Source organism: Paenibacillus sp. J22P143, assembly GCF_059692035.1.
Window position 1 is genome coordinate 39,844 of the sequence record NZ_JCAUAQ010000018.1, and the last position, 22,132, is coordinate 61,975.

A 22,132-nucleotide genomic window follows, 5' to 3' on the forward strand; every position below is an offset into this window, starting at 1 on the left:
CATTTTATTGGCCAATCGGTGAAATTTGACTTAGTAGACTCTTCACATCTTCACTATCAAAGACGCCATCCTGATTTACATCAATCTGCCATTCCGATTGACTAGCGATTTGAGCGATATCGTCAATACCAATCTGATTGTCTGCTGTCACATCTAGTAAATTAATCGTTATCAACGGCAAGTTTGTGATCGCACTGTTTAACTTATATAGATTATTCCGTAAGGCTCCACGCTCTATGTCTATGGTAACTTGCGTTGCAGCTGGCTCTATAGGTGAGGAGAGCAAAAGTTTAATTGTTCGATAACTCCAATCACCGTAATCCATGTAAGCCTCTGATACTGCGATCTCTTCACCATTCACACGAATATGAAAGAGATTCGCGTCCAATCCATAGTAAATATCCAACGGGGACGCCAGTGTTATCGTGACTTCATTTCCCGCTGCATTGCTAAAGACAGATTGCACAGAAACGTCTATCAGAGTCGCTTCCAGTTCGATTAGAGCCGTTTCTGCTAAGACCAAGTGATCTAAACGAGTCACTAAGGCTTTCTGACTCTCTGTAAGACCGTCGTAAGCTTCGCGTGCGGCTTGAATAGCCTCGCTATCTGATAATCTTACATTTTCTCGGTTTGGTAAAACATCGATAGCCGATATGACTGGTCTAGCGGCGGTGGCATCTGCCGCCTGCACACTGCCCGCGGCTTGTGTATTCCCTGCTGTGACATGGAGGAAAACTTCCAGCTCAACAAATCCTATAAAGGCACTTCCATTATTCATTGTTATTTTGATTTGGTTGGTTGAGATGAGATCAAAGTCGACCGTGTTCAAGGTGTTTTCCTTTGTTGCCCCAGCTTTATTACTAACAGCAGAGGGACTGGTAGGCGTTTTCGTTTGAGTCGGCATATCGGTCCACTGGTTATTCATCCAGTATTGCACAACATAACTGGATGGGGGCATTACGCCCCCGCTATCGTTAAATAGGTATAACTTGATCTGGTTAAATGTTTTTGACTCACCCAAATCATAAATCAGCCAATCAGATGTATGGCCACCATAGTTCGTCCATCTATCGTGCGCACCATCCGAGTAATCGAATAAACCATTCACTGTTTTCTGTCCATCATCTTCACCATGCCCACAGCATGTATACGAGGTAGTCACCTGGGGATAACCCGTCATACTCGAATATAACGCCAGATTAATTTCCTCATCCGCTGGTAGTAAGGTAATAGAAACAGGGTATACTTCGCTGAGGTTGCCGGCAGCATCCTTGACCCTAACTCGGATGGTTTTCAGCCCCTCGCCTGATGGCAATGTAACTTCTTTGAACGAATTGTAGGATTCCCATTCGGACCACGTCTCATTGTTATCTGAGAACTGCATCTGTGTAACGTCTGCAGATGGATCGGTCAATTCCAGCTTAACTACATTCGAATGGGTAGCTTGTACACCGCCCTTAATTCTAGCCTTTACTGTCGGTGGCGTTGTGTCTATATTAGCGATTACTGCTACGGTTTCCGCTAAATTACCTGCCGCATCCGTTGCATATGCGGAGATCGTTCGATTAGCATATAAATCGAAAGGGCCTTCGTACCCCGAAGGATGATCTCCCCACATTTGATACCTCATATCCACCGTATCCGACGGGTAACTAATGCTTACAGTAACTTTATTCGTTGGTCCTGTTGGCGATAACGTAATAACCGGCCCCGCAGGTGCAATTGTATCAATCACAAGGTTTTTAACTGCCCCTAATGCGGGTAGTTGCGTTGATAGACTGGCAGACACATTCGAAGCATCCATGATGGTTCCGCCATTTAGAGAAAGTGCACTTCCGTTGGACCAGTCCAAATCTGTCGAATTTTCGCCTGATTGGGGAGTATAAGTAAAGTGGAGTGTATCCGTGTCGCTGCCTGAGGTATAGTAGGCTGTTCCTCCGCTATTCAGCGTAATGGATGGGGTACCTTGTACCGTCACTGACCTTTCGAATTTCACTGAAATTGTAATCGTAGTGCCGGCTTTATAAGCGCCATCAAGTGTTGATGAATTCACTGAACTAATCTTCGGTGGTGTAACCGCGTTGGAACGCAGTGGTACTATAAGCAGTAAACCAATTAATAAGCACGCAACTAGAATGCCTTGACCTAGATATTTCCTCAACCTATTCACCCTACTTCCTGTCCAATTACCCAAATTATAACATGAAGACAGGTAGGGGAATAGGTCTTTCTTCCTATGAAACAAGCAAAAAGCTACCGACACAATCTGCCAGTAGCTTGCTCTTTCCATTCAATATGCTTTTCACTTCAAACTATGATAAACCGCCATCATATCTCGTTTATTCAACTCACGAATCCGATTGAAGATAGGAATATCGGCAACTGCTTCTGTTCGTAGATTTTCAGCAATAACATCACTTACTTTGCCAGTTAGCCATGTTTGTACGTCTACGCCATCGACGATTTCCTTGCGTCCTTCATCATTGATCCCACTTACATAACAACTCACACAGGGCACCGATAATTTTTGTACGCCATCATGCAGACCATCTTCTGAAATAACTCTCTTCCCGAGACAGAATGGACATGGATGACTGGCTTTAATCTTATTAATTTGCGTAACAATTTTACTATAACCAAACGCTTCATAGACATAAGTGAGCTTTTTATATTTCCCATTGGTGAAATACTTATCAATTATGGTCTCTCTTGTTTCTGTAATATGGTCAAAATCACAGATGGTAATCAAGTTTCTACTGCTGATCGCCTCGAGGTTACTTTTAATCTGGTCCATAAAGGGTACGGCATTTTGTAGAACGACTTCATAGCCCACAAAGCTTGCAAGTTCAAGCTCGAGCATTTTCAAAGCAACTTTTGTTTCCCTAGGAAGTAAGGAGACATCTTCTGAAAGTGCAAGATCGCCGCCAACAATGGCTTTTAGTTTTTCTAGTTCGGGCAGCTTGCCTACAATTTCTATAACCCGATCAATCGGTTGCTGAATAATCTCGCGAATATCCGTGCTGCCAAATTTGAGCTTTTTATGGTGCTTTAACACCGTTCCGTGACAAACTGGGCAGCTTATCATCTCTCTTGAGGCCTTCATAGCCTCTTTAATATCCAGATTCTTCGAAATGACCATATAACGCCCAAGGATGAGGTTAAAGCCTTCCCATGTTCTCGAAGCTTTCCCTGCTTTATCATAAAATGACTTTTCCCAATACCCATATAAGAACGTATTCTTCTCTGCTTCGGACATCTCATTATAGCTTTTACTCATATCATGACCGAGCTCGTTCTTGATCTCTTCAAAGATGAATTTCAGCTTGGCATGTTGATAATATTTCAAAACATCCATCACTTCTTGAAGTAACATGCCCTCCCAGAAGGGTACTGTTTTGTCTTGAATGAGCACATCCATATCAAAGCGATCAATAACTCGACGACCCGAACAACTTGGACAATGATTGTCTTGGTAATAGAAATCGAAGCTGCTTGTATCTTTATTGGTCGGATGAGCAGCCACAATATGATTGATCAGTCCACCTATTTCATAGAGAAAACTATACTGACTATACAGGTGTCGTTCAAGATCAATAGCGATGACAGGTGCAATCGTATCCGATTCATACTCCCCATAAATCACGCGGGCGATTGGCGATAAGCTTTTTAGAATGCCACCCTTATAGACGTTCTCTGCGTTTTTAAAATAGTCCAATTGGTTCTCATGTAAGTAATGAATCCCTTTTTGCGGCTTAAGTCTAGAAGAAATAGGCAATGGAGTATGGCTGTCTTCCCCGTTTTTCTGACGATAATAGTCGTCATGACTAACAACATCTAGATGCGCAACGGGTTCGGGCTGCCTTTTACCAAAATCAACGATATAATCAGAGCTTTCCATCATATAGGCATTATGTTCAATCATCAGCATGGAGACAGATTCATCTACTAGGATGTCCCTTACACTATCAATGAATTGGTTCAAAATATTCTGTGATAAACCTTTGGAAGGCTCGTCAAATATAAAAAGCATATGCGGGTTTTTGGAGTTGGCAAACAGCTCAGAAACTAAATGAACACATTGAAATTCACCCGTCGATAAGGACTGTGTTTTTCTTTCCAACGTCAAATAACCTAGTCCAAGTTTAATCAATAAGCTCAAGCGTTTATGAGCGATATCCTCACCTGGCAGTTCATCAATAATATCTTCGATCGAGCGCTGAAAAATATCATCAATTTCCTCACTATACTTCGTGAGTTTCTTCTTAATATCAAGGAAGGTCGCAATGGTTGACCGACTGGAAATCGATTGATTGCGATCTTGCCCAACCACGACCAGTTTATCTTTGGGGTAACGCTTCTGAAAATCTTTAACAATACACTCATTAACAAGGGTTGATTTCCCACATCCCGACTCACCCGTGAAGGTGACAAGTCTATTTTTGGGAATCTGAATCTCAGCCATTTGAATATTACGACAGTACAGATCTTGAAATTGGTAGAATTGTGTTGGCTCCGCCTGATTTCGTTCCCGAATAATTGGCTTGGGGCGTGGTGATTCTTCAACAATTTTCCCACCATATTTCCCGCTGCCAGGTCCAAAGAACAATTGCTCATCTGTCGTATCCAGCACGGTGTCCGAATGATCGATGAGCCAAATTTGATTCTTATCCCCTAGTTGTTTAATCTGTTCTAAAATTTTCAGTAGCGTTTGGTGATCAAGTCCCACGGAGATTTCATCAATGATAATAACCGTATTCTCACTTGTTGCCATGAATTCGGCCAAGTACATGCGTGTTATTTCACCGCCTGACAATGTACCCATAATACGATTTAAGGTTAAGTAACCAATATTCATATTGATGATATTTTGGAGAATATGCTGCTTCGCTTCACTAATTTGTAATTCCTCTGAAAGAGAAAGGATTGTTTCGATGCTTAAGTTATTGATATCGGAAATGCTATGTGGTTGATTCAATAAGTCCATCTTGTATTGCTCAACTTCTGGATTGTAGCGCTTACCCTCGCACTTTGAACATTGGACATTTGAGGTCGTGCTTCGCCCTTTACAATCGGGACACCAGCCTAAGGCATTATTAAAAGAAAACACTTCGGGAGATAGATTAAATTTCTCAGCCATACACACGCGAATCTCTTTAAACACGCCCGTATGTGTGCCGATGGTTGAACGAGGATTGGATGAAATCGATGATTTTCCGAGAAAAAGGACTAAAGGCATTTCTTCCATCTTGATGGCACTGAAATTGGTTTCCATAATCTCAGGAAATAAATACTGATATTCTGCCTTTGGCAATAAAGAAACGAGACGCTTCTTGGATTCTTCACCAATCGTTTGACAGAAAGTAGTTTTACCAGACCCTGACAAACCAGCAATACCTAACGATTTATCCACAGGCAGAGCTGCATCTAATCGATTAATATTGTTCGAAATTAATTGATTTATTTTCATAGGTACATCCTTTCTATCTTTATAAATCTATTATTTCCATGTTAGCACAATGTTAAATGCTTAAACAAAATCTATTATTTATAGATTCCATACTTATGGATCTCCCTATCATGCCATAATAGTTCTAAAGAACTATAAACCGACAAGTTGTTTAAGTGAGCCATTCATTCAGCTGATGTAATGGCAGGTTTTGAAAAGGGCCATCCTTCGGCGGATGGCCCTTCTTTATTTGCTTTACTTTAATATTGCCCTTTTATTACAAAAAATGAGCCCCGAATGGTTCCAGCTAATTTAGACTTCTGCCTAGCAAACTTAAACTTCTCTGCTAACTCACTTGGGATCTCCATCCCCTCAGAAAGCTTAAAACCAACGGCCCGCTTCTTTGGGTCATCAACCGTATACATGACATTGACGCTTAGACCATCCTCATAAAAGACGTAGGTAAATTGGATGTTTTCCACTTGAAAACGCGACGTTTCTAAAGGCTTGGCCGCAAACTCAATATTACGTTCTTTCAAAATGAGGTTCACATAATCAAGACTCTCCTGACTTTCGCTAGCTGGTACAACCGTAAATTCATGCTCGTATTTGTTCATAAAATAACGGGCTTCATTCGCACGTAAACCAGCAAGCGCTTCTACTACAGGTGAGGACTCTAAACCAACTGTAGACACATTTTTAAAATCAACGATATATGACATTTCCATCCCTCGTTTTCTCTCTTTATTTACATCCTCTAATCTAAATATTATACCAAAAATGATTCAAATAAAGAATTTTGACTGGAAGCTGTCTGTATCGGCAAGTTTAAAGGTCATCCTTTACGGGTGGCCTACTTTTGAGAATCAAGAATAAACATAGATGCATCTTGTCCCATGAATATGTTACTTCCAGAATAAAAAGTTTTGGATTGAATATGCCTGTACCCTATTTTAGTCATCATGTCAGCTAGCTCTAATTGAGAGAATCCGTTATGAACGAGATCTGAAACTATTTTTTCGTTTTTATCAAAATCTACGATTAGTAGATGACCTCCTTCATTGAGAACTTCATATAATCTTGATAAAACGAATTCAACATCATGAATATGGAGGAGAACCTGAGCCATAAAAATATAGTCAGCATGTAAATCCGCTAGATCGTCCGTTTCAAAATCAAAGCATAATGTATCTACATTCTGAATATTAACATCAGAAATTTTTTGCTTGATTTGATTGATCATGTTGGGTGAAGTATCCAGAAAAAGCATAGAATTAAAATCGTTTAACAAGCTCATTCCAACAAGACCCGTCCCACACCCAAAATCAATAGCATGCTTACTATTTGCATCAACTACATATTCACGAATGGCATCCGATGATACCTTAGCAATTTGGATTCTTTCTGGAGTGTCATAACTAGTAGCTATCATTTCAAACTTATCCGTATTTCCCATGATTATCTCCCCTCTATTTTCGATAGATATGGACATCCGACCTTTGGGATAGCCCCATCTTTTATAAAAATTTCCATCATCGCCCGATCAGACCGTATAGCATAAGCTTGTACAATTCACTGACCTTCGCCTTATATCTAGCAGCAGTTCCCCATTGATTCTGCATGCCAGCTATGGCGTGCAGAAACTCCAACACCGTCTCTGTAGAAATTGAGGCGTCGATTGCCCCTTCCTCTCTGCCGCTTTCAATGAATGCGCCCAGTATATCGATCTGTATAACTTCGCAGAGGGACTGCCTATGGACCAGATCATATGGAGCTTCCCTGGCGGCGGTGGTGGGTTCAGTAAAATATTAAAAGGCAACTCTGTGCCCGCTGCCATAATGGAAAGGATGGAGCGCACAGCCTACATTTCACGCGAATCGTTCGCCCAGTTCCCGAACGATATTCTAGCTGAAGCCCGCACGCTTGGCGTTTCGCTCCCGCGGCTTGAGGCTATGGAGCGGTATTGGTGAAGTTTACCACATGATTGCTAAAGCGAAAATACTTATGGTTTTTGTATACATATTTTCATATAATACTATTGTCGGATTTTGCTATTTTATGTTGATATTTAAAGCTTGGGAATAATAAAACATTAGGGGTGTGTCATGATTCAACAAAGAAGTGTTGGCTTAGCAATCGTTCTATCACTTATCACATGCGGTATCTACAGCATTTATTGGTTCATTGTTATGACGAATGATGTTAGTAAATTGAGTGGAGACTCCTCATTTACAGGAGGAAAACATTTCCTCCTTTCGTTGGTTACTTGTGGTATTTGGAGTTTCGTCTGGTCTTATCAGATCGGTAAACAAGTCGCAGAAGCACAACGTCAACGAGGTGCACTCGTATCCGATAATTCCACTATTTATCTCATACTTACAATCATCGGATTGGGGATCGTAACCCATGCATTGGTACAATCGGATATCAATAAACTTGCATAAGTTTAAGATGAATCCAAAGAGGAACTCCAAACTTGTTTGGGGTTCCTCGCTTTTCGTTGGTGGGTTTTTGTATCTAGAAGTATGGTTACCGGTAATAAAAATTGGAGTTCCTTGTGTATTTCACGAGTTAACAGGGCTCTATTGTCCCGGATGCGGAATAACGAGGGCTGCTATTTCCTTGTTGCAATTAGATTTCTTTCAGGCTTATAGGTATAATCCCTTGTTGTTGTTCATTCTCCCTTTATATATTACTTACGCATTAGCAAATAAAAAACAGATGCGGCGTACAAGCAATCTAATGATGACCGTAATGTTAATATTGAGCGTTACATTTGGAATATTGAGGAATATTCCGGCATTTCATTGGTTAGCTCCAACAAACGATTGATAAGAGCCATTTTATGCTACGGGTAAACGGCGATTTTTTTTGTATACTCAATATTGGAAAATCAAATTTACAATCTCTACTTTCTCCGAAGAAGGCACCCGAATGATCGGGTGCCTTCTTGGTAATGATGTGTATTTGCTAGCTAGTGATTACTTATTTCTTAGCAAAAAGCCAATCAGCTAATACTTTAATTTGATCATCACTTAGTTTTCCTTTAAACGCCATCATTCCATTGCCGCCGTTGGTGATCTGGTTGGAGATTTGATCCTTGGAAAGCGCAGCGCCTACGTGTTGCAAGTTCGTCTTGCCACCCATTTTACCTTCTAGGTCAACGCCATGGCACGAGATGCAATTTGCTTTATAGATTGCGTCTGCATCGGCGTTTGCCGCTACGGTTCCTGCGGGAGCTTGCGTCCCTGCGCTAATTGGGCTAGGAGATGCCGTGTTTTTATTGCCCCCACAACCCGATAACACCCAAACAACACTTATAAGCAGTATTGCTATTTTTTTCATTTTGAGAACCTCCTTGCTCTTCGTCATTAGCTTTTACAACAATCCGAACCTTCATGCATCGATTTTACCACGTTCGGAACCCAGGCGATCCCGGTGACGAATGAGCAATCATCGTCCATACAGGAATTGCGTAGGCAATCAATACTAGTACAATTGTAAGCCCGACCCAGACGCTCCACCGTTCATAAATAGCGGGCGGCTTGTGGCCGGTATCCAGTACTTTCCCGATTGGGAAGTCGACGTGCTGCTCTGTCTTAGGCGCAAACAACCACAAATAAATCGCAATAAACAGATACAACATCACGCCTATAAACAGAAACATGCTCCCTATGCCCATCAATGTACGATACGGAGCCCAAGTTGAGACCACAGGGTGATCCATATATGTGGTATAGGCAGTTCTTCGCGGTTCTCCTAATAACCCAACGATGTGCATAGGGATAGACATAAATAACATGCCGAGAGCCCATATAATTGTGTGCCAGATGCCTAAACGATTGGCAAATTTCGTTACTTTGCGACCAGTAAGAGATGGGAACAGCGTGTAACTGATGGCGAAAAATGTTAGTGCCACTGTCGATGCTACCGTTAAGTGAAAATGACCCGTGATCCATAACGTATTGTGCACCACTTGATCCAATTGGTAGCTAGCGTTGATTACGCCGCCTGCGCCAGCCGGTATGAAAATAACCATGCCAACAAAAGCAGCGAAAAATCGGGCATCGTGGAAAGGAAGCTTGCGAAAGAAACCAAACAAGCCTTTTGCTCCTTTTTCCCTGCCGGCAATCTCAAAAGTCGCCATCATCGAGAAAGCCGTCATTAAGGATGGAATGACAACGAGCATCGTTAATACGACCTGCAAATACTTCCAGAACGATGAGATTCCAGGCTCCATTAATTGATGGTGAAAGCCGACCGGAACCGAATAAAGGATAAACAAAATGAACGTCAACCGCGGCAGCGAGTCGCTGAATATTTTACCGCCGATGATCTGCGGTACGTTCACGTACCAGTATATATAAGCCGGCAAAAGCCAGAAATATACGAGCGGATGGCCGAAGTACCAGAATAGCGTCCGGCTAAGCTCCACGTTGATACGGTCTGTCCAGCCCAGCGACCATGGGATCAATTGAAATACGACTTCCACAGCCACGCCGATTGTACAGATTTGCCATAGTACCATCGTTGCAACAGCCATGTATGCGAATAATGGGGACGGTTGCCCTCGATTTGCGCGCCTCCACCTGCCATATGCCGCAAAAATAGCAAAGCCACTCAACCAACTGCCGACAACCACCAAAGCCATTCCGATATAAAAGAGCGGATCAGCCTTAAGCGGCGCATAAAACGTATACAGTACGCTTGCGTCGTTGCTAAGTATTTTTATTGTAGCCAAGATCGTACCGATCACCATCAAATAGAAGCCTAGCCAAGCCGTCATACGCGGTCCGCTCTGCAGGCTGCCTCCAAGCGTTTTCGCTACTCCAGAGTAGAGGAACCCGATGATGAAGAATGTGGTGAAGATCAGCGCCATCATCACCCCGTGTACAGTAAGCAGCTGATAATACTCGATCGGCGCCGGCAAATCTATGTACCCAGTCCGTTGCAGTCCCTGCAATAAGCCGGCTATGGCCCCGACGAAGATTGCTACAAATGAGACGCCCAGATGGGACAGGATAAGCCTGCGGTCTTTGGGGTTAAACATAAAACTTTCTTCACTATGTAGATTGTGCATATTGTACGCCTCCGATAATAAATGGCCAATTTATTGGACAACCAGTTTCCCCATCATCATGTGATGACCAATTCCGCAGTATTCATGGCACAACATGGCGTAATCTCCGCTATTCTTGAACGTATAGTCGAATTCGGCGATATGACCTGGAACGACCATAATATTCACATTGGTGTTTGGAATCAATAGGCCATGAACGACGTCAGGGCTTGTGATTTTAAAATGTACTGTAGCTCCCTTTGGAATAACGATCTCCCCCGGCGTAAATGCGAACGTTTCGGCAACCATCGTGGCTCTGTATTCATTAGGTCCGGTCTGCATGAGAGCGGGCTTATCAAAAGGAACCGTGGTTTTTACTTTTTCGGCGTCAATCGTATGCATATGCCCCGGCGGATTCAGGCCCAGCGATACCCCCAAAACTCCGAGAATGATAAGAAATACAAAAATGGAACCTGTCCCGATTAACAACCATAGCCGTTCATAACGAGGCAAATGATCAATCATCTGGCTTTTCCTCCTCGAATACGTTTATTGTCTAACCCAATACAGCACGAAAATGACCACCCATAAAACAAGGATAAATCCCCCGATCATAAGAACTGAAGCAAAGGTTCCTTTCAGTTGCTCATCCTCGCCTACATCTTTGCGAGCTTCTTCCCGAGAACGATTCGCCAAACTAGACTCCTCCTCTAATGTACAACCTCAATAAAGTTATAATTTACTAATAAAAATGGAAATATGCGGTGCTAAATGAAAATTACTAATATTTCGCATAACGGAAAGAGGCCCCATTCGGGACCTCTTAATTTGGCGGTGTTGTGGTATTGACCAATGACAGTGCTCCGTTTCAATAATAACCACGTTCCGCTCATGCGATGGATTTTTTACAGCGTTAAAAAATGTGATCTTGGATCTTCCAGAACACTTTCTCCGCAAATAATTCCACAATATCAGGATCAAACTGTTTGCCGGCTTGGTTCCGTATTTCGTTCAAAGCCCCTTCCATACTTAAAGCCTGGTGACTAGTCCTTCTCGATACCATTTTTTCGTAAGCATCGGCAACCGCTATGATTCTAGCCTGCAAGGAAATTTCTTCCCCTTTTAATCCCTTCGGGTATCCCTTTCCATCCCATTGCTCATGATGTTCAAGCACATATTTTGCAATATCGGCATATTCATCTACCGAATTTAAAATGCGATAACCCACTTCGGAATGGCGCTTTTCCTTTGTGTCATCTTGATCGACATCTTGCAAACCGCTATAGACTGCGACTTTGCCTATGTCAAGCACAAGGCCGGCGATTCCGATTTTCTCGATCTCTTCCTGCTCCCATTCGAGCTCAAACGCGATCGCTTTGCAAAGGGCGCTTACGCGCCGCGAATGCTCCATTTCGCCTGCAAAATCCGTATACATCCGGTCCAAGGTGAACTGAATCGTCTTTCTCTTCATCTCTTCGCTTTCAGCAAATTTGTTTTGATACATATGATCTTCCGCTTGATTGTAAATTTCATTCATATCGACCGAAGCGTCTTTCTTGACCGCGAACCCCATGGACATCGAGAAGACGACATCGTAAGTTTTCTCTTGCGCAATGGCCTCATGAATTCGCCTTAGGATTTCTTTCGCACGAATTTCATCGGTATTCGGCAACAAAACAACGAACTCGTCGCCGCCGATTCTTGCGATGATATCGTCTTTGCGGCATACGCTTCTGAAAACATTCGCAGCGCTCTTCAGCAACGCATCTCCAGCCGCGTGTCCGAATGCGTCATTAGCCAGCTTTAACCCGTTCAAGTCGGCATATACCAATGTTACGGGACCGGCATGCTCGTCCAGCTTCTTCATTTCCAGTTCATAATATCTGCGATTGTATAGCCCCGTAAGCTGGTCGTGATAACTCAAAAACGCGATCTCTTCCTCCGCTTTCTTTTTTTCCGTGATGTCGCTCATAATGACCGCACACTGATTTTTTCTTGGCGAATACGCATAGACGTTGAAAAATTTGCCGAGCTTTTCCGAATATCGCTCGAAATGAACCGGTCTGCCGCTAAGCGCGACGCCGCCAAGCGCTTTAATCCAGAACACATCGGGGTCGGGCAGAACTTCGGTCAACCTCTTGCCGATGATGTCTTCTTCACGGAGTCCCGTTACCTTCTCAAAGCTTTTATTCACGCTTATGTAGCGCCAATCAACGGGGTTTCCGTTCTCGTCGGTGATGACTTCATGGAGGCCCACCCCCAATTGCATCTGCGTCACCAAGAGTCTGAAGTGTTCTTCGCTCTGTTCTAGAATCTCTTCTTCGGACTTCCGATCTGTTATGTCGCTTATTAGATTTAAAGTTGCATCCTTGTTCTCCCACTCGATTTTGATCGAGCGCATTTCGACCCATCGAACGGAACCGTCTTTCCGGATAAGTCTAAAAATGTAGGTCGACTCGAACACTTCGCCGCTTATACGCCTTACATGGTTTTCCATAATTAGCGTCCGCTCGTCCGGATGAACAAGGTCGAAAGGCGAAATTGCGAGCAGCTCAGACTTGGTATAGCCCAATATTTGCTCCGCGATCTCGTTGCATATTTGAATTTTGCCATCCTGCACAACGAAAATCATTTCTCGCGCATTCTCGAACAATACCCGGTACTTTTCCTCGCTCTTTTGAAGCAATTCCTCTGTTTTTTTCCGCTCCGTTATGTCGCTCACTAGATTTAAACTTGCATCATTGTTCTCCCAATTAATCTTAATAGAGCGTACTTCGACCCATCGAACAGACTGATCTTTCCTAATCAAGCGATAAAACTGTGCAGGCTCAACTTGTTCTCCACTTAATCGTCCAAGGTGATTCTTATTAATCCTTTCTCGATCGTCTGGGTGAGTAAGATCATACGGATTGAGCATCATCAACTCCGACTTCGTATATCCCGTTATCTGCTCCGTCATGTCGTTGCAAATGGATATTTTCTCGTTCTGCAAAACGAAAATCATATCGCTTGCATTGTCAAACAGGATCCGATATTGTTCCTCACTTTTCCTTAAAATCCGCTCGAGCATTTCTCGATCTGTGATGTCATTCCCAAAAAGAATCGCATATGGTTCGTCTTCCATTGTGAAGCTCTTGCCAGAAATCATCATAAAAATGTGTTCGCCACTTTTAGTGTTACTTCTTATCTCTCTGTTCTCGCAAAACCCTTTTTCCAGAATCTCCTGCAAAATAGCTTCGCGATGTTCAACATTGTCTAAATTTTTTATATCTAAAGTCGTCTTTCCAACAGCATCTTCCCGTGTATACCCGTATATCGTCGTGAAGGCCTGATTTATCATCATAATCATACCATCACGTAATCGTGTGACCATGACAGGATTCGGAGCATTTGCGAAAAAAAGCTCGAAATATGTTTCTAAATTATTTAGTTCAATTTTCATTATTATACCAACACCTTAAATGTTCTGTGGAAAAAAATATCCTTGAATTCATTCAAATTGTAATTCTTGTGCAATGCCATTGAATTTCATTTCTTCTCCTAGTTTCTGTATTCGACTAACTAACTATCGTTTCATCTGTATAGAATGGGTACGTTTCTGTTATTTCAATTATTATTAACTCTGGAGGAACAGAACATTCTTCCTATTCCCGGCACTGGCGGTGGTTCACCGCGCAGTCTGTTTAAAAAAGCAAAAGATGAGAACCCTAGATTGAGAAATCTTACAAACTAAGGAGTGAGTTGGATGGTGGAAAATATCACATACACATTAATTAACAGGATGCTCTACAAACATTGCCAATAGGGGTACTGACACCATGAACACACCTTTAGAAAAAGATAACTTGCTCAAAAAAAATATCCGAGTGATGGTCATTTTTATTATCGCTTCGGCTTGTATTTTTGCGATTTTAGCCCGATTGTTGATTGCTAATCAGAATACGTTGATTCAAATCAATGAGGAGCGGTTTACGCTCTATCAATTGGCCAACGAACTGAAAGAAAGTTCCAAAAACCTGTCATCGTTTGCTCGCTTTTATGTGGTTACGGGTGAAGAGAAATACAAAGCGTTTTATTTTGACACGATCAAAATAAGAGATGGCGAGCTGCCAAGGCCCGTAGATTATGACAAAACGACTTTGGATTTCCGCTTGATCGATCCCGATGCTCCGGTTCATTATGGTGAACAAATCTCGCTCAAAAATTTATTTATACGTTCAGGACTGAAATCGGCGGAATTATTACAGCTGAATGAGGCTTTAGAAAAGTCCGATGAGTTGACTTATATCGAGAAAATAGCAATTTACGCGAAAGGCGGAAAAGTAAATGAAGACGTAAAAAAGCTGATGCGGGACAATGAGGATTTTTACGATTTTGCAATGAGGATCTTGCTAGACGAGAGATATAATCAAGCCAAACTAAATATTTTAAAGCCAATTAATAAGCTTTTAGTCGATATTGATCATCGAACGTTGCAAGAAACGAATACTTATGAGAGCCAACTTAAATTAGTAACAGTCTCGACTTCTGTGTTTACGGTCATTTTTTTTATTGCATTGATTTACATTATCAGGAGGTTTTTTAATTTGTCGTCTACGAATAAGGCTTATTTGGAAAATCTTCTTCAATCAAGAGATGAGACGATCGAAGAGCTTAACCGAACCAAAAAATCATTAAGCGATACGCAAACAGAAACAATTAATGTCCTAGCCCGCGCCGGGGAATATAAAGATAACGAAACGGGTCTGCATGTCAACAGAGTTCGCGAATATTGTTACGAAATCGCTTTGGCGCTTCGTTTGGATATTCAAACCGCGGGGCTGATTCGCATGGCAGCTTCCTTGCATGACCTCGGAAAAATCGGTATTCCAGATGAAATTATTCAAAAACCTGCCAAATTTGAGCCGCGTGAATTCGATATCATGAAGACTCATCCGCAAATTGGATATGATATCATCGGAAACCAAGTCTCAGAAGTTCTTGTATTGGCCAAAATGATTGCGTTAGAACACCATGAACGCGTAGATGGGCAAGGCTATCCGAGAGGATTGACGGGAAGTCAAATTCATATCGCTTCCAAGATCGTGTCCGTGGCCGATGTGTTCGATGCATTGACTAGCGTTCGTCCCTATAAGAAAGCTTGGTCTATAGAAGAGGCCGTTGATCTCATTGTGCGCGAAAAGGACAAACAATTTGACGCTTCAGTTGTAGATGCTTTTCTGAGTAGTTTAGACCGCATCATTAGAATTAAAGAAACTTTTAAAGATTAAGCAGATTATCCTCAAAAAAATCAAAAGATGACCCCTGTACTCAAGTACTCACAAGTGGTCATCTTCTTCTCGTCTTCTGAATTATGGTTTATTGAAGTTTCCATATAATTCATTAGCATTAGGATCAATTGGTCTACCTTCGTGTGTCAGGGTTCCGTTATTTGTATTATTACTAACGGTTACATGGGTTGAATCACTGGACCATCCGATAATACCTGCTAAAGCCGGTACATAATCACCGTTAGTCTCACTTGAGTGAATATAGATTCTTCCGCTGTTTGTATTGTTTGTTACATTTTGAGGGAAGTCTTGGTCCGCGTAAGACTCACCAACGATTCCCGCTGCATACGTATCATCACTTTGAACGGTAACATTTCCTAAGTTGGCACAGTTATCGACACTTTGAGCACCTTTAGCTTCCCACCATAGATCCGCTACAATACCTGCAGCTGTGGAATAGCTTCCTCCAGTCGCATCAATGTTACCGTAATTATTAGCATGGCTAATGGACGATCCATTTTTAGCGATGCTGACAATTCCACCAATGTAAGTGTAACTATCCAATAGATTGGCAAGAGAAGTCGTATGCGTTGCTGTTATATTTCCTCTGTTTTCAGAATCACGAATGGTTCCTGCATTTAATTCTGCAACGATACCCGCCGCATAAACCATGTCCTCTCCTTCTGCGCCATCTCCACCTGCGATACTAACAGTCGCATAGTTTGTAGTATTAGTAATTTGACTATCGTGTGCATATTCAACAATTCCGGCGATCTTAACATTAATGCCGCTCGCACGGATATTTCCAGCAACCGTGACATGATCAATAATTGAATGATTTATTCTTCCTGCTAGTATTCCTGCCCAACCCGTTGTATTCACTTCGGCGTCCGTGATGACTATACTTTTTAAAACTGCATCATCTACAATATAAAACATGCCATAATAATCTGAGGTGTCTCCGTTAATCTTCAAGCCAGAGATGGTTCGATTGTAACCGTCAAAAGTCCCTTTGAAAATATTCTTCGTTGTTGTGGCCCCATCGCTTTTCGTATTTCCAATAGGCGTCCACGGTTTATTGTTTAAATCAATTACGTTCTCCATAATAACCGTTTTATGATCAAAACTACTTTGAGCGATGTTAGGTGCTGTTCCATTTATAATCCTTGCAAATCCAGCAAAATCAGTCGCTGTTTTTATTTTATAGGTGTCAGTGGTTTCTGTACTGTACCAGTCGTATGTTGCTGATTCACCATCCCATGGATCTGCAACAAAGATTTTGGCGACTTTAGAAATTACAGTAGCTGTTCGGTTGCCATTGGCTGCGTTGTTCGTATTTGTGACTACGCAATAATAATATGTTATGCCTTTAGTCGTTAAATCCGGTGTTAATGTTGCGTTTGTTCCTAGTTGTATATCGCTTTCCGTGTTAATATCGCCTATTGCATTCTTATACCATTGGTAGGTTACAGTTCCGCCATCCGATGAGGTTGCGGTTGCGTCTAAAGCTGCTGCAATAGTCGAATCACCCCTTATATATTGAACGACTTCTGTTGAAATGTCGTTGGTGATTGCAGGAGCTGCTGCATTGGTTTTAGGTGGTTGTGGAGTACTAACAATCGGATCGCCGCTGCCATTGGTTGGTGCAGTTGCTCCGCTTGCAACCTCCGTTGTTACTGGCGGTTTACCCAAAACAACGATCCCGCTTTTATTGGCAGCAACATTGGATATCATACCTTTGTTGTCGACTGTGATAGGCGCGTTAATTACCATGGAGTCTACAACTGCGGTAGTCGCAACAGCAACAGTTGCAGATGGCGCATCTTTGCTTACGTTAAAAGCTGCAATTTTACCATAAACAGCAACACTTGCATTTGTATTGACTGTAAGACTGGAAACAACAGCATTTGTACCCGCCGTTACTTTTGCATTTTCAGCACGCTCTGTAACCGTCAAGTCTGTAACTTGCCCATCCACATTTACACTTGCATTAGCAGCTACTGTTAATGCAGAAGCTTTAGAGTTTTGGTCAATGATAAGCGTTACATTTTCAATCGGAACACTAACCGTATTGACAGTGGCGCCAACTAATTTCGTGGAGCCGCCGCCCACTACAACGGTATGAACAGGCCCCGAAACATTCGTATTCCCTTTGTGGGTTTCAATTGTATCTACGCTTGCTGTAACTGATACTTTAACAGAGACAGGGCTCGTACCCGATTTCTCCGTATTTACTTTTTGAACATTAGAGTGTCCATTAATATGGATTGAATTAGGGCCACCGCCACGCACAATCAGTTGGCCCCCAACATTCGTATTGTCTAATGTAAAATCACCTTCGCCTACACCTTCGGCAACAATTAAATCACCGGTAATATTTGCGTTGCTAAGTGCAATGTCCGTAGATTTTACAATCACATTACCGTTAATCATGCCGCTTGCATGGGCTGTTTCAGATGGGGCCGTGTAGTATGCGGCAACCATGTTGTCAAGAATTCGCAACACATGCGCTCTTGTTGCCGGAGCTTTGGGGTTATAGTATCCGTTTCCCATGCCAGAAACATACCCTCTTGTATAAAGAGCATTTATATAGGGCAAAGCCCAAGGACTTATGCTGGATAGATCCTTAAAATCGGCATTGGCATGACTGCCTTCAATATTAAACGCATTGGCAAAAATTAGAGCTAATTGTTCACGAGTCACAGGACCATTAGGGTCGAATTGAGCGTTACCTGTTCCGCTCATCAAATCTGCTTCAGTCGCTAAAGCTACAGCTTTATAATACCATTCAGCGTGCTTAACGTCCGAGTAGGCTGAGCTGGATAGATAGGTATAGCCCATTAAATTAGTGAAAACTTGTGCAATTTCTGCACGAGTCATATATTGGTTGGGCTTAAATGTACCGTTAGAATACCCCCCAACAACACCACGGTCTTTCCAATTGTTAATTGCTGATCGTGCCCAATAGTCGGACGGAACATCTGAAAAGAAGGTTAGGCTGGCAACGTATTGATTGGGAGATGGACTTGCAGTGTTGTCGTTGTATATGCGGATTGACTTATTATTGTTCGATTGGGAATGATTATTAGCTAGGGATTCGGGATTCTCATGTTTGTTGCAGCCCGTTACATGAATGAGCAAAACAAAGGCAATTAGAAATACGCCCACATGTTTTCGATTCATCAGATTAACCCCTTCGACAACTTAATGATCTATTTATCCCTAGAATTAGCTAAGCGTCCCCGTATTATTCTTACGGCTGCCGGCATAAATCGTTGATCGTTGATCGTTGAAGTTGACGCTGAATCAGAGTAGTAATCTTTCGCTAAATAATTTGCCTCACTTGTGATACGGTTCACCCCGCTGTCTGTAACGACAAACTTTAGGCTATCCTTTTGGGATAGCCTTTTTGATAAGTGGAATGATAAATTTTGGATTGGAGGACAATATTTAAACTTAGGAGTGAGATGGATGGTTAAAAACGTCGATCAAAAATATGGAAAGGAAATTGTCTTCAAAGACAACCCTGTTTCCCATTTTCTTTTTTCCAGCACCAACTCTGCATGGATTTGGCTTATCATTCGTCTGTATGTCGGATATCAGTGGCTCAGTGCAGGTTGGGGAAAATTCAATTCAGAGGTTTGGACCGGCGATAAAGCCGGAACTGCCCTTCAAGGTTTTATTAAAGGTGCTATCGCCAAGTCTGCAGTGACAACCGGTAAAGCCGACGTTTCGGGCTGGTACGCGAATTATCTGGAGCACACCGTGCTTCCGAATGCAAAAGTTTTCTCTTACGTGGTCGCTATTGGCGAGCTGCTTGTCGGGCTCGGACTGATTCTCGGCCTTTTAACCGGAATTGCCGCGTTTTTCGGGGGACTCATGAATATCAGCTACTTGCTCGCCGGAACGCTCAGCACAAACCCGATTCTTTTTATTCTCGCGACTTGGCTAGTTATGGCTTGGAAAGTGGCTGGTTGGTATGGGCTTGACCGATGGGCGCTTCCGATGCTCGGAACTCCTTGGGAGTTCCGGCGCCGAGATTAGCCTTAGGAGTCACCGGGCTAGCCTTCACCGTAAGTGGGGCTAACGGCGAATATGCCGAATGGAGTTAGGATAAACTGGACAGAAAAAAGTTGATGGCGTACAGAGGAAAGAATTCGGGAGGTTTTTTATAAAAAATGGTTAGAATACATGAATTTGATTCTGATCTAAAAGACTTACTTATCTCACATTTATTGGATGACTCTGATGATGGTGTGGTATTGATTGAAGATTTTTGTTTGCAGTATGCTAATTCAGCTTTTTCGAGTATTTTGGGATACTCACAACTAGAACTCACAAACATGCCCATTTCAAATATCATCCACCAAGATGATTTAATTGATTTTACTAACATATTACATGATAAAAGCGCTAAAAAAGTAAAATTTGAAATTCGTGCTTGCACAAAGATAAATAAAATAATTAATATTTCCATTTCGGGTACACAAACTTTTTATAAAACACATTCTGTATTTATGGGTGTTGTCCGAGATCTCACAGCTAAAAAAGCAATCGAAAATCAATCTAATTCCAATCGATATGAACTGTCAAACTACAAATATGCCCTTGACCAATCTACGATTCTCTCTTTTTCAGACCTTGAGGGAAATATCACTTATGCTAATGAAATGTTTTGTAAGGTTTCAAAATACACCAAAGAAGAACTACTTGGAAAGAACCATCGTATATTAAAATCAGGTGTTCACCCTGATTCATACTATAAAGAAATGTGGGAAACCATTGTTGGTGGTAAAGTTTGGCGTGGTGACTTTTGCAATACTGCTAAAGACGGCTCATTATATTGGGTTTATTCAACGATAGTGCCAATTTTAAACGAGAAAAAAGAAATTACCTCTTATCTATCTATTCGCTTCAATATTACGGATAAAAAGATGGCAGAAGAAAAATTAAAATCTTCGATAAATCAATTGAGTAACATCAAATATGCACTCGACCAGTCAGCAATTGTTTCTTTTGCTGATTTAAACGGAAAGATCACATATATAAACGAAAAATTCTGTATGATTTCCAAATATTCAAAGGAGGAATTGCTGGGACAAAACCACCGTATCCTAAAATCAGGTTACCACTCCGATGCACTTTTCGTGGATATGTGGCAAACCATTACCAGCGGCAAAATATGGCGAGGCGATGTTTGCAACAAAGCAAAAGATGGTTCTATCTATTGGGTTTATACTACGATTGTTCCTAATTATAATGAGAATGGTCAGATAACCGAATACATGTCCATTCGATACGAAATAACTGAGAGAAAAAAAACCGAAGAAAAATTAAGCTTATCGGTTAACCAACTATCAAATTTAAAATATGCCATCGACCACTCAAGCATTGTTTCTATTTCCGACTTAAAAGGCAATATTGTTTATGCCAACGAAATGTTCTGTAATATTTCCGGCTACACTGCGGAAGAGTTAATTGGTCAAAATCACCGTCTCTTAAAGTCTGGCTATCATCCCGATGCCTTCTATGCAGATATGTGGGAAACCATTTCCAACGGTAAAGTTTGGCGCAGAGATATTTGCAATAAAGCCAAAAGCGGTTTGTTCTACTGGGTTCATTCGACCATCGTCCCGATTTACGATGACAGTGGAAAACTCTCACAATACCTGTCCATTCGCTTTGACATAACGGACAAAAAGAAAGCGGAATTTGAAGTTCATACATTGGCTTATTACGACCATTTAACCAAGCTTGCCAACAGGAGGCATTTTGACGAAAGAGTTAGGCAGGAAATACAGATTGCCAATGTGTCAAAAATTCCATTTGGAATCATGTTCCTTGATTTAGATAAATTCAAAGAAGTAAATGATACTTATGGTCATTTAATTGGGGACAAGCTTCTAATTTTTGTGGCCGAAAAAATCAAAACCGCATTAAAGGAAGAGGATCTAGCAGCGCGTTTGGGTGGTGACGAATTTGCAATAATTGTTCCGAATATATCCGATGTAGCGGATTTGACGACAATCGCAAATAAAATTATAGAATCGCTACATACACCACTTTATGTTGATGATTTATCAATAAAAGCATCAACAAGTATTGGTATCGCTATGTGCCCCGATGACGGTGAAGAATATACATTACTCCTTAGCCATGTTGATGATGCCCTTTATCAAGCAAAAGAAAATGGAAAGAACTGTTACTCGATATATGTACCAAAACCAGAATAATAGGTTAAACATGGCTCTAAGGCAGCCGTAAACGAACCACAGGTCTATGATTTCGAATATCGCTGGGCTAAGGCGAAATTTCCTGCGCTATATATTATAAAACTCCCTCAACTGTGGAATGGTA

Annotated in this window: 16 protein-coding genes; 6 read left to right on the forward strand and 10 right to left on the reverse strand. The window is 41.8% G+C overall.

The genetic code is table 11. The annotated features are described in order from the left end of the window. Window positions 1-4 precede the first annotated feature (4 nt). The 4 genes from AC58PQ_RS20905 to AC58PQ_RS20920 all read right to left on the reverse strand — a co-directional run bounded on the left by AC58PQ_RS20905 (window position 5) and on the right by AC58PQ_RS20920 (window position 6,902). The gene (locus tag AC58PQ_RS20905) at window positions 5-2,161 is read right to left on the reverse strand and encodes a discoidin domain-containing protein (RefSeq protein WP_497244925.1); all 2,157 of its coding nucleotides are present in this window, start codon (window positions 2,159-2,161) and stop codon (window positions 5-7) included. 141 nt (window positions 2,162-2,302) lie between these two features. Then, the gene (locus AC58PQ_RS20910; RefSeq protein ID WP_497244927.1) at window positions 2,303-5,467 is read right to left on the reverse strand and encodes an ATP-binding cassette domain-containing protein; all 3,165 of its coding nucleotides are present in this window, start codon (window positions 5,465-5,467) and stop codon (window positions 2,303-2,305) included. 239 nt (window positions 5,468-5,706) lie between these two features. Continuing rightward, a complete protein-coding gene (locus tag AC58PQ_RS20915) occupies window positions 5,707-6,168 on the reverse strand; it encodes a DUF8821 family protein (protein WP_497244929.1) in 462 nt (153 codons plus the stop codon). 131 nt (window positions 6,169-6,299) lie between these two features. Further along, on the reverse strand, window positions 6,300-6,902 hold the full coding sequence (locus AC58PQ_RS20920) for a class I SAM-dependent methyltransferase (RefSeq protein ID WP_497244931.1): 603 nt from the start codon (window positions 6,900-6,902) through the stop codon (window positions 6,300-6,302). A gap of 298 nt (window positions 6,903-7,200) precedes the next feature. On the opposite strand from AC58PQ_RS20920, the gene AC58PQ_RS20925 reads away from it, so the two are divergent. The 3 genes from AC58PQ_RS20925 (at window position 7,201) to AC58PQ_RS20935 (ending at window position 8,278) form a co-directional block, all read left to right on the forward strand. Then, window positions 7,201-7,416, forward strand: a complete 216-nt coding sequence (locus AC58PQ_RS20925) for a hypothetical protein (protein WP_497244933.1) — start codon at window positions 7,201-7,203, stop codon at window positions 7,414-7,416. A 135-nt stretch (window positions 7,417-7,551) separates the two neighbouring features. Next, window positions 7,552-7,890, forward strand: a complete 339-nt coding sequence (locus tag AC58PQ_RS20930) for a DUF4234 domain-containing protein (RefSeq protein ID WP_497244935.1) — start codon at window positions 7,552-7,554, stop codon at window positions 7,888-7,890. 7 nt (window positions 7,891-7,897) lie between these two features. Further along, window positions 7,898-8,278 (forward strand): DUF2752 domain-containing protein, encoded by a 381-nt coding sequence (locus tag AC58PQ_RS20935; protein ID WP_497245032.1) that lies wholly within the window; start codon window positions 7,898-7,900, stop codon window positions 8,276-8,278. Window positions 8,279-8,431: 153 nt separating this feature from the next. Here the strand turns inward: AC58PQ_RS20935 and AC58PQ_RS20940 are convergent, their stop codons facing one another. From AC58PQ_RS20940 to AC58PQ_RS20960, 5 genes are all read right to left on the reverse strand, one after another. Then, complete coding sequence (locus AC58PQ_RS20940; RefSeq protein WP_497244937.1) at window positions 8,432-8,791, reverse strand: c-type cytochrome; 360 nt, start codon at window positions 8,789-8,791, stop codon at window positions 8,432-8,434. A 64-nt stretch (window positions 8,792-8,855) separates the two neighbouring features. Further along, the gene (locus tag AC58PQ_RS20945; protein WP_497244939.1) at window positions 8,856-10,526 is read right to left on the reverse strand and encodes a b(o/a)3-type cytochrome-c oxidase subunit 1; all 1,671 of its coding nucleotides are present in this window, start codon (window positions 10,524-10,526) and stop codon (window positions 8,856-8,858) included. A 30-nt stretch (window positions 10,527-10,556) separates the two neighbouring features. Further along, window positions 10,557-11,030 (reverse strand): cytochrome c oxidase subunit II, encoded by a 474-nt coding sequence (locus AC58PQ_RS20950; protein WP_497244941.1) that lies wholly within the window; start codon window positions 11,028-11,030, stop codon window positions 10,557-10,559. Window positions 11,031-11,054: 24 nt separating this feature from the next. Then, a complete protein-coding gene (locus AC58PQ_RS20955; RefSeq protein WP_497244943.1) occupies window positions 11,055-11,201 on the reverse strand; it encodes a cytochrome c oxidase subunit 2A in 147 nt (48 codons plus the stop codon). Window positions 11,202-11,418: 217 nt separating this feature from the next. After that, window positions 11,419-13,947, reverse strand: coding sequence for a PAS domain S-box protein (locus tag AC58PQ_RS20960; protein ID WP_497244945.1), 2,529 nt, complete (start codon window positions 13,945-13,947; stop codon window positions 11,419-11,421). A 376-nt stretch (window positions 13,948-14,323) separates the two neighbouring features. Here AC58PQ_RS20960 and AC58PQ_RS20965 point away from each other — a divergent pair, with 376 nt between their 5' ends. Further along, window positions 14,324-15,775: an HD-GYP domain-containing protein gene (locus AC58PQ_RS20965; protein ID WP_497244947.1), complete on the forward strand. Its 1,452-nt coding sequence runs from the start codon at window positions 14,324-14,326 to the stop codon at window positions 15,773-15,775. Window positions 15,776-15,856: 81 nt separating this feature from the next. On the opposite strand, the gene AC58PQ_RS20970 is transcribed toward AC58PQ_RS20965, so the two are convergent. Then, complete coding sequence (locus AC58PQ_RS20970; RefSeq protein WP_497244949.1) at window positions 15,857-18,958, reverse strand: S-layer homology domain-containing protein; 3,102 nt, start codon at window positions 18,956-18,958, stop codon at window positions 15,857-15,859. 288 nt (window positions 18,959-19,246) lie between these two features. Here AC58PQ_RS20970 and AC58PQ_RS20975 point away from each other — a divergent pair, with 288 nt between their 5' ends. Then, window positions 19,247-19,819 carry a DoxX family membrane protein gene (locus tag AC58PQ_RS20975; protein ID WP_497244951.1) on the forward strand — a complete coding sequence of 191 codons (573 nt, stop codon included), beginning with the start codon at window positions 19,247-19,249 and terminating at the stop codon, window positions 19,817-19,819. 134 nt (window positions 19,820-19,953) lie between these two features. After that, entirely contained in the window at window positions 19,954-22,008 is a 2,055-nt protein-coding gene (locus tag AC58PQ_RS20980; protein ID WP_497244953.1) for a PAS domain S-box protein, read from the forward strand. Window positions 22,009-22,132: the final 124 nt, after the last annotated feature.

Bases quoted from the DNA above. Each gene is read 5' to 3' on its own strand.
- AC58PQ_RS20910 (WP_497244927.1), bottom strand. From the start codon at position 5,467: ATGAAAATAAATCAATTAATTTCGAACAATATTAATCGATTAGATGCA.
- AC58PQ_RS20915 (WP_497244929.1), bottom strand. From the start codon at position 6,168: ATGTCATATATCGTTGATTTTAAAAATGTGTCTACAGTTGGTTTAGAG.
- AC58PQ_RS20920 (WP_497244931.1), bottom strand. From the start codon at position 6,902: ATGGGAAATACGGATAAGTTTGAAATGATAGCTACTAGTTATGACACT.
- AC58PQ_RS20925 (WP_497244933.1), top strand. From the start codon at position 7,201: ATGGACCAGATCATATGGAGCTTCCCTGGCGGCGGTGGTGGGTTCAGT.
- AC58PQ_RS20930 (WP_497244935.1), top strand. From the start codon at position 7,552: ATGATTCAACAAAGAAGTGTTGGCTTAGCAATCGTTCTATCACTTATC.
- AC58PQ_RS20935 (WP_497245032.1), top strand. From the start codon at position 7,898: ATGAATCCAAAGAGGAACTCCAAACTTGTTTGGGGTTCCTCGCTTTTC.
- AC58PQ_RS20940 (WP_497244937.1), bottom strand. From the start codon at position 8,791: ATGAAAAAAATAGCAATACTGCTTATAAGTGTTGTTTGGGTGTTATCG.
- AC58PQ_RS20945 (WP_497244939.1), bottom strand. From the start codon at position 10,526: ATGCACAATCTACATAGTGAAGAAAGTTTTATGTTTAACCCCAAAGAC.
- AC58PQ_RS20950 (WP_497244941.1), bottom strand. From the start codon at position 11,030: ATGATTGATCATTTGCCTCGTTATGAACGGCTATGGTTGTTAATCGGG.
- AC58PQ_RS20960 (WP_497244945.1), bottom strand. From the start codon at position 13,947: ATGAAAATTGAACTAAATAATTTAGAAACATATTTCGAGCTTTTTTTC.
- AC58PQ_RS20965 (WP_497244947.1), top strand. From the start codon at position 14,324: ATGAACACACCTTTAGAAAAAGATAACTTGCTCAAAAAAAATATCCGA.
- AC58PQ_RS20970 (WP_497244949.1), bottom strand. From the start codon at position 18,958: ATGAATCGAAAACATGTGGGCGTATTTCTAATTGCCTTTGTTTTGCTC.
- AC58PQ_RS20975 (WP_497244951.1), top strand. From the start codon at position 19,247: ATGGTTAAAAACGTCGATCAAAAATATGGAAAGGAAATTGTCTTCAAA.
- AC58PQ_RS20980 (WP_497244953.1), top strand. From the start codon at position 19,954: ATGGTTAGAATACATGAATTTGATTCTGATCTAAAAGACTTACTTATC.